Source organism: Streptomonospora halophila (assembly GCF_039542725.1).
GTDB lineage: Bacteria > Actinomycetota > Actinomycetes > Streptosporangiales > Streptosporangiaceae > Streptomonospora > Streptomonospora halophila.
The window spans coordinates 1-12,819 of record NZ_BAABIK010000005.1 but is presented as its reverse complement, the minus strand read 5'-3'; the positions used below and the strand labels follow the sequence as shown (position 1 = coordinate 12,819).

Genomic DNA, 12,819 nt, shown 5'->3' with positions numbered 1-12,819 from the left:
AGGTGAGCACGTGCTCGACGAGCGGAAGCTGGCGGTTCTGCGTGCGATCGTCGAGGATTACGTGTCCACGAACGAGCCCGTGGGGTCCAAGGCGCTGTCGGACCGGCATACCCTCGGTGTTTCCCCCGCTACCATCCGCAACGACATGGTGGCCCTGGAGGAGGACGGCTACATCGCCCAGCCGCACACGAGCGCCGGGCGGGTCCCCACGGACAAGGGCTACCGGCTGTTCGTGGACCGGCTGTCCACCGTGAAGCCGCTCTCCGGAGCCGAGCGGCGCGCCATCGAGACCTTCCTCGGCGGCGCGGTCGACCTCGACGAGATCGTGGGGCGCACGGTGCGCCTGCTGGCCCAGCTCACACGCCAGGTGGCGGTGGTACAGTACCCGTCGCTCACGCGGTCGTCGGTTCAGCACGTGGAGCTGGTCCCGCTGGGCCAGCAGCGCGTGATGATGGTCCTCATCACCGACACCGGCCGCGTCGAGCAGCGGGTCATAGACGGTCTGGAGGCGGTCAGCGAGGACGCTGTGGACAGCCTCCGGCAGATGCTCAACCGGGCTCTGGTGGGCACGTGGCTCACCGAGGTCCCCAGTGCCGTGGAGGATCTGCCCGGCCAGCTGCCGCCGGACGACCGCGCCCTTGCCGCGGCCGTGCTGTCGGTTCTGCTGGAGAGCCTCGTCGAGCGCCACGACGAGAAGATCGTCCTCGGTGGTACGGCGAATCTCGCCGCGATGGATTTGTCGGCTAGCCTGCGGGACGTACTCGAGGCTTTGGAAGAAAACGTCGTGCTGCTCCGTTTGCTGGGAGAGGCGGGCGACCCTTCCATGCTGACGGTGCGCATCGGCGCCGAGAACTCTCACGAGGGTCTGAGATCCACATCGATCGTCTCGGCCGGTTACGGGATCGGCGATCAGCCTCTGGCCAAGATCGGTGTGGTCGGCCCCACTCGGATGGACTACCCAGGAACGATGGGAGCGGTACGCGCTGTGGCTCGGTACCTCGGACAGATACTTGCGGGGCAGTAAGTGGCGAGAGACTACTACGAGATCCTCGGGGTGCGGCGCGACGCATCCAAGGACGAGATCAAGAAGGCGTATCGGCGGCTCGCCCGCGAACTCCACCCGGACGTCAACCCGGACCCGGCCACGCAGGATCGCTTCAAGGAAGTGACCCAGGCCTACGAGGTCCTCTCCGACGACAGCAAGCGCCGGATGTTCGACATGGGCGCCGATCCCTTCGCGCCCTCCGGCGGAGGCGGCGGAGCGGGGGCCGGCGGCTTCGGCGCGGGCGGCTTCCCCTTCGACGACATCATGAACGCGTTCTTCGGCGGCGGCCAGCCCGGCGGCGGGCGCAGCCCCCGCGACCGGGCGCGGCGCGGGCGCAGCATCAAGGTCCGCATCGAGCTGGACCTCTCCGAGACCGCGTTCGGCGTGACCAAGGACGTCACCTTCCCCACGGCGGTGCTGTGCAACACCTGCCAGGGCGAGGGCACGGCCAAGGGCACCCACCGCCAGACCTGCGACATGTGCCAGGGGCGCGGTGAGGTCTCGCAGGTCGCGCGGTCGTTCCTGGGCCAGGTCATGACCACGCGGCCGTGCCCGCAGTGCTCCGGGCAGGGCTCGGTCATCACCGATCCCTGCGCCGACTGCGCCGGCGAGGGCCGCGTGCGCGAGAAGGTCACCCGCAAGGTGCAGATCCCCGCGGGCGTCGAGGACGGCACCCAGATCCAGCTGGCCGGCGAGGGCGAGGTCGGCCCCAACGGCGGCCCGCGCGGCGACATCTTCCTGGAGATCGTGCAGCGCCCGCACCCGACCTTCGAGCGGCGCGGCGACGACCTGCACTGCACCATAACCGTGCCGATGACCGCCGCCGCGCTGGGTGCCTCGTTCACCTTCGAGACGCTCGACGGCACCGAGGAGATCGACCTGCGGCCCGGCACCGGCTCCGGCCACGTCATCACGCTGCAGGGGCGCGGCAGCCGCCACCTCGACGGCGCGGGGCGCGGCGACCTGATGATCCAGGTCGACGTCGAGACCCCCGCCAAGCTGGACGAGGAGCAGGAGGCACTGCTGCGCAAGTTCGCCGAGCTGCGCGGCGAGGACCAGCCTCCGGGCAAGTTCAGCCCGGGCCACGGCGGCCTGTTCTCGCGGCTGCGCGACGCCTTCGGGGCGCGCTGAGGCCTCGGCCGCGGCCTCCGCGGATCGTCCGCCGGGCGCTCGGACACGGGCCGGCTCCGCGTGCTCGCACGCACGGAGCCGGCCCGCGTCTGTGGCCGGCCGTCGTGCCGGGCGCCCGCGCCCGGCCCTGGAATTGGGGTGAGGTGTGACACCTCCGGTCTTCTTGTGCGAACCCGGCCGGCTCGACGGCGGCACCGTGGTGCTGTCCGGCCCCGAGGGCCGGCACGCCGCGACGGTGCGGCGGGTCGCCGTGGGCGAGCCCCTGCACCTGGTCGACGGCGCCGGGACCCGCGCGCGCTGCCGGGTGCTCGAAGCCGGCGGGGACCGCGTGGTCTGCGCGGTCGAGGAGCGCGGCGTCGACCCGCCGCCCCGCCCGCACCTCACCGTGGTCCAGGCGCTGCCCAAGGGCGACCGCGGCGAGCTGGCGGTGGAGGTCATGACCGAGGCGGGCGTCGACCGCATCGTGCCCTGGGCGGCCGAGCGGTGCATCACCCGCTGGAAGCCCGAGCGGGCGGCCAAGTCGCTGGCCAAGTGGCGCGCCGCCGCGCGCGAGGCCGCCAAGCAGTCGCGGCGCAGCCGGATCCCCGAGGTCACCGAGCAGGCCGGAATCGGCGAGGCCTGCGCACGGGTCGCCGCGGCCGGCGTCGCTGTCGTGCTGCACGAGGACGCCGGGGTCCGCCTCTCGGCGCTGCCGCTGCCCGAGCGCCTGACGGCACCCGAGCCGCCCGCGGCCGGCGCGGGGGCGGGGCCCGCCGACGAGGACGGGATCGTGCTGGTGGTCGGCCCCGAAGGCGGATTCTCCGAAAGCGAGCTGGGCGCGCTGGAGACAGCGGGCGCGGTGCGCGCCCTGCTGGGCCCGACGGTGCTGCGCACGTCCACCGCCGGCGTGGCCGCGCTCTCTGTGCTCCAGGCGCGCTGCGGGCGGTGGTGAATCCGCCGGTGCGGCCGCCGGGCGGTGCTCGGAGCGTCGGCGGCCGCACCGCCGGAGCGGGGCGGAACGCCGGCGCCCTGTGAAGGGCCCGGGGGAGGGCGCGGTCGGCGCCGGGACCCCCGGCAGCCGTCCGGGACTTCGCCGCTGCGGCGACCGCGTGGCTCGCGCGCTCGCCCGTCACCGCTTCGGCGCCGGGCGACCGCTTAGCCGACCCCGACCGCCGACTCGCCGGTGCCCGTGCCCGTGGTGGTGTCGCCGGGGTCGGAGGTGCCGGGCGTGTCGGAGCCGCCGCCGGTGTCGTTACCGCCGTCGTCGGGCGGCGTCGTGGAGTCGCCGGTGGAGCCGTCGCCGGGGTCCTCCGGCTGGGGTTCCTCGGTGGGGTCGGTGGGCTCGTCGGAGGAGTCGCACTCGGGCCGCGACGTGCCGTCGGCGCCGGCGCCCGGCCCGGTCGAGGAGCTCGGATTCGGAGCGGGTGACGGCTCGCCGCCGGTGGAGCAGTGCTCGGCCGTGCCGTAGGGCGCGCCGCTGTTCTCGGGCTCCTCGGGGGGTGCCGGCCGCGTCGTGGGCTCCGCGCCGCCGCTGGGCCGGTCGGCGGGGTCGGGGCGGGACGGAGGGCTCGTGATCCCGTCCTTGTCGGTGGCGCCCGGGCCGCCCGCGGGCGGGGAGCCGGTGTCGTCGGTCGGACTGGTCAGCGACTGCGGCAGGATCTGGTCGCGCACCTGGGGGGTGCCCAGCAGAACCGAACCCGCGATCAGCGCCGCGGCCCCGACCGCGAGCGACGGCCGCAGCCACGAGGCGTTCAGCAGCGCGGTCAGCCGGCTCGTGCGCTGCGTGCGGGCCCGGATGGCGTTCAGCGCCTCGGGGGAGGAGTCGACGGAGTCGGCCTCGGCGCGCAGTATGGCGCGGAGGCGCTCTTCGATCGGGTCCTCTGGTGGTTCGGTCATGTCGTCTGCTCCAGAACCGAGCGGAGCGCGGCTATCCCCCGGGCGGTGTGACTCTTGACTGCGCCGCGGCTGATGCCCATCGCGTCGGCGATCTGCGCCTCGGACAGGTCGCCGTAGTACCGCAGCACGATCGCCTCCCGCTGCCGGGTGGGGAGTTCGCGCAGCGCCTCGATGACGGCCGCTCGTTCGAGTTCACCCATGGCGCCCTGTTCGGCGCTGGGGGCGTCGGGAAGGGCTTTGGGCGCGTGCTTTTCTACCACGGCTCGGTGCCGCAGCACCGAACGGGCCCGGTTGACCACGGACTGGCGCAGGTAGGAGAGGGCCTTGTTCGGGTCGCGCAGCCGCCGCCATGCGCCGTGCATGGCGACGAAGGCGTCCTGGACGACCTCTTCGGCGGTTCCGGAGTCGCGCACGAGCAGTGTGGCCAGCCGGACCAGCGGTCGGTACTGCGTGGTGTACAGCTGGGTGACGGCTTGGTCGGCGTCCCAGTCGACGGCGACCGGTGCGGCCGGGGCTCCTGCGACCATGGTTTCAGTCACGTCGGTTTGACGCGCGCCCTTGTCGTCGGGTTTACGAAAGGGCATACCTCTACTTCTCGTTCCGCGTCGAAATCGCCGTGATCGTGTGCTTCGGACCGCCCGCCGCGGTCCGCCCCGGACGCGGGGGGTGCCCGCGGTCCGCCGTCCCCGTGCCGCCGGCAGTGTGCTGACGGTACAGGACGGCGCGGTCCACGCTGTGCGAAGCAACAGGATAGCCCGCGGCGCCGCGGAAGGGGCGCGGCGGCCGGGATGCGCCCGCAGGAGCGGACGGCTTTGGAGACGACCTCACAGGAGCACCACTAGCAGAGGGGACATCTTGGCGACGGGACGACGGCGCGGAGGGCGCCGCGGAAGGACGGTGTGACGCACACCGTAGAAGATGGTGCCCGCCTTCGGCAGCCGGACGGCCCAACACGGCCGCCATTCGCAGCGGCGCCGCGCGTGGGTCTCCGGCTCGGGACATTCCCGTTCAGCACACCGTGCGCCACTCGGGCATCATGGGGTGCGCCGTGCGCGCGGCATCCCGAGACGGGGGCGGCGCGGCGGCCGCAACGACCACCCGGACGGAGAGGCCCCAGGTGAGCACGACCGATCCCGACTGCCTGTTCTGCAAGATCGTCTCCGGCGAGGTACCCGCCGAGATCGTCCGCGACGGCGAGCGCGTGCTGGCCTTCCGCGACATCAATCCCCAGGCGCCCACGCACGTGCTGGTGATCCCGCGCGAGCACCACCCCGACGCCGTTTCGGCCGCCGGGGCCGGTACCGGCCTCGTGGACGAGGTCGTGCGCGAGGCCCACTCCATCGCCGAGGACGAGGGCGTCGCCTCCACCGGCTACCGCATGGTGTTCAACACCGGGTCTGGCGCCGGGCAGACGGTGTTCCACCTGCACTGCCACCTGCTGGGCGGGCGCGGCCTGGAGTGGCCCCCCGGATAAAACCCCTCGGGGGCGCCGCGATCCCGTTGGTAGACTGGAAACCGACGACAGCGTTCGCTTCGATCACTGCGGCCACGGTGATCACGTCCCCGGCTCGGGGCCGCGCGACAGGCGAACCCGATTCCAGACTCCGTATTCGCGAGAGGCAGGGGCGAGACGGCCGCAAGGCCACATCATGGTCGAGTCAACACAACAGAGCACGCAGGTGAAGATCGCGGTGCCCGAAGAGCACATGATGGTCAACCTGCTGGGCTCGGGCGACGAGCTGCTCCGTACCGTCGAGCGCTCCTTCGACAGCGACATCCACGTCCGCGGCAACGAGATCACGATCAGCGGCAGCCCCGAGGAGACCTCGGTGGTGGTGCGGCTGATCGAAGAGCTGCTCGAACTCGTGAAGAACGGCACCGTGGTCACCCCCGACGCCATCGACCGCACGCTGAGCATGCTGCGGTCGCCGGGAGGCGGCGGCGAGCGCCCCGCGGACGTGCTGACGCACAACATCCTCTCGGCGCGCGGGCGCACCATCCGGCCGAAGACCCTGAACCAGAAGCACTACGTCGACGCCATCGACCGCCACACCGTGGTCTTCGGCATCGGCCCCGCCGGAACCGGCAAGACCTACCTGGCCATGGCCAAGGCGGTCAAGGCGCTGCAGAACAAGCAGGTCAACCGCATCATCCTGACCCGCCCCGCGGTCGAGGCGGGCGAGCGCCTGGGCTACCTGCCGGGCACGCTCTACGAGAAGATCGACCCCTACCTGCGCCCGCTCTACGACGCGCTGCACGACATGCTGGCGCCGGAGTCGATCCCCAAGCTGATGTCGGCCGGCACCATCGAGGTGGCGCCGCTCGCCTACATGCGGGGGCGCACGCTCAACGACTCCTTCATCATCCTCGACGAGGCGCAGAACACCTCACCCGAGCAGATGAAGATGTTCCTCACGCGCCTGGGCTTCGGGTCCAAGATCGTGGTGACCGGCGACGTCACCCAGGTCGACCTGCCCGGAGGCACCACCAGCGGGCTGCGCACCATCGAGAACATCCTGCACGGCATCGACGACATCGGCTTCTGCCGCCTGAGCAGCACCGACGTGGTGCGGCACAAGCTGGTCAGCGCCATCGTCGACGCCTATGGTCGGTACGACACGCAGCAGAACGGTTCCCCGAGCGCGCGCGGGCGGCCGGGGGCGTCCCGCTCCGGCCCGGGCACCGGCACCTCCGGGTGACGCGGCCGCGGGCCGCCGGGTCCGTGCGCAGGACGCACGGGCGCGCGGCCCGCATGCCGCCCCCTACCGAGTACGAGACGAAGGCGCGCTGAGCAAAATGAGTATCGACGTCGCGAACGAGTCCGGCGTCCCGGCAGACGAGGAACGGCTGAGCCGGCTGGCCCGTTTCGTCCTGGACGCCATGCGGATCCACCCCCTGGCGGAGCTGTCCATCGTCCTCGTCGACGAGGAGCCGATGGCCGAGCTCCACGTGCGCTGGATGGACGAGACCGGGCCCACCGACGTCATGTCGTTCCCGATGGACGAGCTGCGCCCCGGCGGTCAGGACCGCCCGTCGGAGCCGGGCGTGCTGGGCGACGTGATCATCTGTCCGCAGGTCGCCGCCCGCCAGGCCGAGAAGGCCGGGCACAGCGCCCAGGAGGAGACCGACCTGCTGTGCACGCACGGCATCCTGCACCTGCTGGGCTACGACCACGCCGAACCCGACGAGCACAAGGAGATGTTCGGGCTCCAGGCCGAGCTGCTCGCGGGCTGGCGGTCGGGTGACGGTGCGGCGGGCGACCGGCCGCAGGAGAGAGAAGACACCGCGCGATGAACGCCGGCTGGCCGGGTGCCGAGCCGGCGGCCACGCCCCCGGTGGACACGGCGGCGGCCGCGGGCGCGGTCGGGATCGACCCTCTCTACGCCTTTCCCGCCGCGCTGGTCTTCGCCCTGGCCGCCGCGTTCTTCGTGAGCGCGGAGGTGGCGGTCACCCGCGCCTCGGGGATGGAGGCCGAGCCGGCCGACGACGACACACCCGCGGCGCAGCGGCTGCGCCGGGTCCTGGCCGAACCCGCCGAGCACCTGAACACGGTGCTGCTGCTGCGCGTGGCCTGCCAGGCGCTGGCCGCGGTGGCGCTGGCGGTGGGCTTCGTCGGCTGGCTGGGCCTGGGCTGGCTCTCGGCCGCCTGCGCGGTGGTCGTGATGACCGTCGTTGACTACGTGTTCGTCGGCGTCACACCGCGCATCCTGGGCCGCCAGTTCGCCGCCTCGCTGGCCGCGGCCAGCGTCGCCTTCCTCGCGCCCCTCGCGCCGGTGCTGGGCCCGGTCTCGGGGACGCTGGTGCGGCTGGGCCGGTCGCTGACCCCGCGCAACCTGGGGGACCGCAGCGGCCCGTTCACGAGCGAGAGCGAGCTGCGCCGCCTGGTGGACCTGGCCGAGCGCGGCCACGTCATCGACGCCGAAGAGCGGCAGATGATCCACTCGGTGTTCAAGCTCGACGACACCTCGGTGCGCGAGGTGATGGTGCCGCGCACCGACATCGTCTTCGTCGAGCGCGACTCCTCCCTCGACGACGGGCTGTCCCTCGCGCTGCGCAGCGGGTTCTCCCGCATCCCCGTCACCGGGCAGGACGAGGACGACGTCGTGGGCATCGTCTACCTCAAGGACGTCGTCGCGCGCATGCGCCAGGAGTGGGCGCGCGGCGCCGCCGGTGCCGGCAGGGCCGAGCCGGCCGGGGCCGAGACGGTGGGCGACGTCATGCGCGCCGCGTCCTACGTGCCCGACTCCAAGCCGATCGACGAGCTGCTGCGCGACATGCAGCAGCGGCGCATCCACGTGGCCGTGGTGATCGACGAGTACGGCGGTACGGCCGGGCTGGTCACCATCGAGGACATCGTCGAGGAGATCGTCGGCGAGATCACCGACGAGTACGACGACGAGGTCCCGCCCATCGAGCGGCTGGACGAGCGCCGGGCGCGCGTGACCGCCCGCCTGCCGCTGGGCGAGCTGGCCGAGCTGTTCGGGACCGAGCTGGACGCCCCCGACGTCGAGACGGTCGGCGGGCTGCTCGCCTACGCGCTGGGGCGCGTGCCCATCACGGGGTCCCAGGCCGTCTACGCTGGGTTGCGGCTGACCGCCGAGGACACGGTGGGACGCCGCAACCAGACCGCCACGGTACTGGTGGAGGCGCTGGAGTCCGCGGAGGCGGGTGAGGAGTAAGACGCGCGGCGGGGCCCGCCCCGCCCGCCGCGGCAGCGCCTGCCTGCGCGCCGCGGAACGCCGGATGCCGGGTTCTGCCGGCTCCGGGCCACGACACGACCCCGCTGGGAGGAGACCCCACCGTGACCGAGCCAGCCGCGCCGGAGCAGCTCGACCCCGAGGACGAGAAGCTGGTCACCCTGGCGCGCGCCACGCGCGCCCGCACCCAGGCCGCCGAGGGCGCGGCGGTGCGCGACGAGACCGGCCGCACCTACACCGCGGCCACCGTGGCGCTGCCGTCCCTGAAGCTCACCGCACTGCAGGCCGCCGTCGCCGCGGCGGTCTCCAGCGAAGCGGGCGCCCTGGAGGCCGCCGCGGTCGTGACCCGGGCCGCGGAGCCGGCCGAGGCCGACCGGGCCGTGGCCGCCGACATGAAGACACCGCTGGTGGTGCTGGCCGCTCCGGACGGCACGCCCACCGCGGTCCTGCACCCCTGAGCGCGCGAGCGCGTCGGACCCGCGGCGGTGGCGTCCGCCGCGGGAGCGGATGAGACTGGAGAGATGGACGACCTCGACCTGGACAAGCTGCGCACTCCGCTGGAGATGCCCTCCTACCCGGAGGGCTTCCGCAGCGGGTTCGCCTGCTTCGTCGGCCGCCCCAACGTGGGCAAGTCGACCCTGATGAACGCGCTGGTGGGCCAGAAGGTGGCCATCACCAGCACCCGGCCGCAGACCACCCGGCGCACGGTGCGCGGGATCGTGCACCGCGACGACGCCCAGCTGATCATCGTGGACACCCCCGGGCTGCACAAGCCGCGCACGCTGCTGGGGGAGCGGCTGGACAGCCTGGTGCGCTCGACCCTGGTCGAGGTCGACGCGATCGGCTTCTGCATCCCCGCGGACGAGCCGATCGGGCGCGGCGACACCTACATCGCCCGTGAGCTCGCCGCTCAGCGGGACACCCCGGTGATCGCGCTGGTCACCAAGACCGACCGCGCCGACAAGGCCGCGGTAGCCGAACAGCTGATGGCGGTGGAGCGGCTGGGGGAGTGGGCCGACATCGTGCCGGTCTCGGCGGAGTCGGGCTTCCAGGTCGACACGGTGGCCGACGTGCTCTGCGAGCGCCTGCCCGAGGGCCCGCCGCTGTACCCCGGGGGCGACCTCACCGACGAGCCCGAGGAGATGCTGGTCGCCGAGCTGATCCGCGAGGCGTCGCTGGAGGGCGTCCGCGACGAGCTCCCGCACTCCATCGCGGTCGTGGTGGAGGAGATGCTGCCGCGCCAGGAGACCCGCGAGGGCCGCGAGATGATCGACATCTACGCGTCGCTGTACGTGGAGCGCCCCAGCCAGAAGGCGATCGTGATCGGCGCCAAGGGCGCGCGCCTGCGGGAGGTGGGCTCGGCCGCCCGCCGCCACATCGAGGGGCTGCTGGGCGCCCGGGTGTATCTGGACCTGCGGGTGCGGGTGGCCAAGGACTGGCAGCGCGACCCCAAGCAGCTGCGGCGCCTGGGCTTCGACCAGCAGACCTGACCCCCGGGCCCGACCCCGGTCGCGCCCGCCGCCGGGCCGTCTCGCCGCGGGCTGCGCGGCCCTCCCGGCGGCCCGGTGCCGCGGCCCCGGGGCCGCGGGGCGGAGGCGGTCTGCGGCGGCCCCGGCCGAGTGCGAGCGCGTCCGTGACGCGCCCGCCCCTCCGCGGCACCGGAGGCTTAGTCGCGGTGATCGAGGTCGCCGGCCAGCTGCAGGGCGGTGCGGCGCACGATCGGGGCGGCGCGGGCGACGAAGTCCCAGCTCACCCGGGCCTCAGGGCCCGAGATCGAGACCGCCATCATCGCCGGTCCGCCCTGCACGGGCACGGCGAGGCAGCGCACACCCACCTCCTGCTCGCCGTCGTCGATGGCGTAGCCGCGTTCGCGGATGCGGTTCATCTCCGCGAGGAAGGCCTCAGCCCCGGTGATGGTGCGGTCGGTGGCGGCGGGCATACCGGTGCGGCGCAGCGTCGCCAGCGCCTCCTTCTCCGGCAGCTGGGCCAGCAGCGCCTTGCCCACGCCCGCCGAGTGCGCCGGTACGCGCCGGCCCACCTCGGTGAACATCCGCATCGCGTGCTGAGAGGGCACCTGTGCGACGTAGACGACCTTGTCGCCGTCGAGCATGGCCAGATTGGCCGTCTCGCCCAGCTCGTCGACGAGGTGGCCCAGGTGCGGGCGCGCCCAGGTGCCCAGCATCCGCGAGGCGCTGTCGCCCAGGCCGATGAGCCGGGGGCCCAGCGCGTAGCGGCGGGACGGGAGCTGGCGCACGTAGCCGTTGGCGAGCAGGGTGCGGATGATCCGGTGGATGGTGGGCAGCGGCAGGCCGGAGGATTCGGCGAGCCGGCTCAGCGAGACCTCGCCTCCGGCCTCGGCCATGATCTCCAGCAGGGAGAACGCGCGGTCCAGCGACTGCACGCCGCCCGAGCGCGCCCTGGGTGCGGGGTCGGCGTCGGCCGCCGCCTGTGACGAAGCCAAGTCAGCTGCTCCCATCTCGTGCTCCGGCGGCCGCGGCGCCCCCGGGGGCCGCCGGCAGCCCGCCGACTCTTGTTGTTCCGAATTGTAAAAGTTAGTGTCCGCGATATAGAAGGCGTAGGCGCGATGAGAGTCTCCGTCATCCGCGTCCGAGTGCGCGGCCGCCCGGGCGGAGGCGGCGGTGGTGAGGCGGTGGCTCAGGGGTGGTTGCAGGCGGAGGCGGCGGGGGCGTGGCGCCGGGCGCGGACACCGGCCCGTCCCCGTCGCGGCTGGCGGGGGCGCTGGAGGAGATGAACGCCGGGCTGGACGCCCGGCTCGCGCGCGCCGACGCGCGGCTGCGCCGCGACTACCCCGGCGCGGACGGCGGGCGGCAGCCGGTGCACACCGTCTACGTGCCCGCCGACCGCATCAGGCGCGGCCTCGCCGCCGCCTGGGGTGAGCAGGCGGTGGCGGCGCTGCGCGCGTTCGCCCCGGGTGCGGCCGAGCTGGCCGCGGCGACCGGCCTGGAGGAGGCCGACGTGGCCGCGGCACTGCCTCGCGTGCTGGCCAAGCTTGACCGGGAACCGGTCGAGGATCTGCGCGTCGACGCCGAGGACGGCTACGGGGTCCGCACCGACGACGAGGAGGACGCCCACGTCGGGGCGGCGGCGGCCGCGCTCGGCGCGGACGTCGCCGCCGGGACCGCGCCGCCCGGCGTCGGCATCCGCATGAAGGGCATGGAGGCCGAGGGGCGCCGCCGCGGGACACGCAGCCTGGCGCTGTTCTTGAGCGGGCTGCTGGAGGCGGCCGGCGGGCTGCCGGAGGGCCTGCGGATCACCCTGCCCAAGATCACGTCGGTGGAGCAGGTGGAGGCCGCCGCGTGGGCGCTCGCCCGCATGGAGCGGCTGTTCGGGCTGGCGGAGGGGCGGCTGCGGTTTGAACTGCAGGTCGAGACCCCGCAGTGCGTGATCGGACCCGGCGGCACCGCGGACCTCGCCCGGATGGTGCGGGCCGGCGGCGGCCGCGTCACCGCGCTGCACTTCGGCACCTACGACTACACCGCCGCCTGCGGTGTGACCGCCGCGCACCAGGCCATGGACCACCCGGCCGCCGACTACGCCAAGGCGGTGATGCAGGTCGCGGCCGCCGGGACGGGCGTCCGGCTCTCGGACGGCGCCGCCAACGTGCTGCCCGTGGGCGCGGCCGAGCAGGTGCACGCCGCCTGGCGGCTGCACACGCGGCTCGTGGTGCGCTCCCTGGAACGGGCCTTCTACCAGGGGTGGGACATGCACCCGCACCAGCTGCCCACCCGGTACCTGGCCACCTACGTCTTCTACCGCCGGGCGTTCGGCCCGGCGGCCGCCCGCCTGGCCGACTACCTGGGATCGGTCGGCGGCACCGTCCTCGACGAGCCCGCCACGGCCCAGGCCCTTGCCGCGGTGCTCACCCGCGGACTGCAGTGCGGCGCCCTCGACGAGCCCGAGGTCGCCGCGGCGTGCGGCGCGGGCGCCGACGACCTGGCGGCCCTGGCGCAACGCCGGGTCGGCTAGATCGTTGATGGGAGTTGTTGTGTGTCCCGGGTCAGTGGTCGTAGGCGATCAGTGACCGCTTGACCGGGGCGCCGATCAGCCAGT

Annotated in this window: 13 protein-coding genes; 10 read left to right on the top strand and 3 right to left on the bottom strand. The window is 73.6% G+C overall.

Annotation, left to right across the window (positions count from 1 at the left end):
* Nucleotides 1-10: 10 nt before the first annotated feature.
* The 3 genes from hrcA (at nucleotide 11) to ABEA15_RS05840 (ending at nucleotide 3,107) form a co-directional block, all read left to right on the top strand.
* Nucleotides 11-1,024 carry a heat-inducible transcriptional repressor HrcA gene (hrcA, locus tag ABEA15_RS05850; protein ID WP_344140536.1) on the top strand — a complete coding sequence of 338 codons (1,014 nt, stop codon included), beginning with the start codon at nucleotides 11-13 and terminating at the stop codon, nucleotides 1,022-1,024.
* Nucleotides 1,025-2,176 carry a molecular chaperone DnaJ gene (dnaJ, locus tag ABEA15_RS05845; RefSeq protein WP_344140534.1) on the top strand — a complete coding sequence of 384 codons (1,152 nt, stop codon included), beginning with the start codon at nucleotides 1,025-1,027 and terminating at the stop codon, nucleotides 2,174-2,176. It abuts the gene before it with no gap.
* A gap of 145 nt (nucleotides 2,177-2,321) precedes the next feature.
* Complete coding sequence (locus ABEA15_RS05840; protein ID WP_345555776.1) at nucleotides 2,322-3,107, top strand: 16S rRNA (uracil(1498)-N(3))-methyltransferase; 786 nt, start codon at nucleotides 2,322-2,324, stop codon at nucleotides 3,105-3,107.
* A 203-nt stretch (nucleotides 3,108-3,310) separates the two neighbouring features.
* Here ABEA15_RS05840 and ABEA15_RS05835 read toward each other — a convergent pair whose 3' ends face one another.
* The gene (locus ABEA15_RS05835) at nucleotides 3,311-4,051 is read right to left on the bottom strand and encodes a hypothetical protein (RefSeq protein WP_345555775.1); all 741 of its coding nucleotides are present in this window, start codon (nucleotides 4,049-4,051) and stop codon (nucleotides 3,311-3,313) included.
* Entirely contained in the window at nucleotides 4,048-4,578 is a 531-nt protein-coding gene (locus ABEA15_RS05830; RefSeq protein ID WP_345555894.1) for a SigE family RNA polymerase sigma factor, read from the bottom strand. Before ABEA15_RS05830 ends, ABEA15_RS05835 begins: the two co-directional genes overlap by 4 nt.
* A gap of 590 nt (nucleotides 4,579-5,168) precedes the next feature.
* On the opposite strand from ABEA15_RS05830, the gene ABEA15_RS05825 reads away from it, so the two are divergent.
* The 6 genes from ABEA15_RS05825 (at nucleotide 5,169) to era (ending at nucleotide 10,238) form a co-directional block, all read left to right on the top strand.
* Nucleotides 5,169-5,525, top strand: a complete 357-nt coding sequence (locus ABEA15_RS05825) for a histidine triad nucleotide-binding protein (protein WP_345555774.1) — start codon at nucleotides 5,169-5,171, stop codon at nucleotides 5,523-5,525.
* A 175-nt stretch (nucleotides 5,526-5,700) separates the two neighbouring features.
* Nucleotides 5,701-6,750 carry a PhoH family protein gene (locus ABEA15_RS05820; RefSeq protein WP_344140526.1) on the top strand — a complete coding sequence of 350 codons (1,050 nt, stop codon included), beginning with the start codon at nucleotides 5,701-5,703 and terminating at the stop codon, nucleotides 6,748-6,750.
* Between the two features lie 97 nt (nucleotides 6,751-6,847).
* Entirely contained in the window at nucleotides 6,848-7,345 is a 498-nt protein-coding gene (ybeY, locus tag ABEA15_RS05815) for an rRNA maturation RNase YbeY (protein WP_344140524.1), read from the top strand.
* Nucleotides 7,342-8,730: a hemolysin family protein gene (locus ABEA15_RS05810; RefSeq protein ID WP_345555773.1), complete on the top strand. Its 1,389-nt coding sequence runs from the start codon at nucleotides 7,342-7,344 to the stop codon at nucleotides 8,728-8,730. The genes ybeY and ABEA15_RS05810 overlap by 4 nt, the downstream gene beginning before the upstream one ends.
* 122 nt (nucleotides 8,731-8,852) lie before the next feature.
* On the top strand, nucleotides 8,853-9,206 hold the full coding sequence (locus ABEA15_RS05805) for a cytidine deaminase (protein WP_344140520.1): 354 nt from the start codon (nucleotides 8,853-8,855) through the stop codon (nucleotides 9,204-9,206).
* 63 nt (nucleotides 9,207-9,269) lie between these two features.
* Nucleotides 9,270-10,238, top strand: coding sequence for a GTPase Era (gene era, locus ABEA15_RS05800; protein WP_344140518.1), 969 nt, complete (start codon nucleotides 9,270-9,272; stop codon nucleotides 10,236-10,238).
* A 176-nt stretch (nucleotides 10,239-10,414) separates the two neighbouring features.
* Here era and ABEA15_RS05795 read toward each other — a convergent pair whose 3' ends face one another.
* Nucleotides 10,415-11,149: an IclR family transcriptional regulator gene (locus tag ABEA15_RS05795; RefSeq protein WP_386699325.1), complete on the bottom strand. Its 735-nt coding sequence runs from the start codon at nucleotides 11,147-11,149 to the stop codon at nucleotides 10,415-10,417.
* Between the two features lie 347 nt (nucleotides 11,150-11,496).
* Here ABEA15_RS05795 and ABEA15_RS05790 point away from each other — a divergent pair, with 347 nt between their 5' ends.
* The gene (locus ABEA15_RS05790; RefSeq protein ID WP_345555893.1) at nucleotides 11,497-12,735 is read left to right on the top strand and encodes a DUF6986 family protein; all 1,239 of its coding nucleotides are present in this window, start codon (nucleotides 11,497-11,499) and stop codon (nucleotides 12,733-12,735) included.
* The last annotated feature ends 84 nt before the right edge of the window (nucleotides 12,736-12,819 follow it).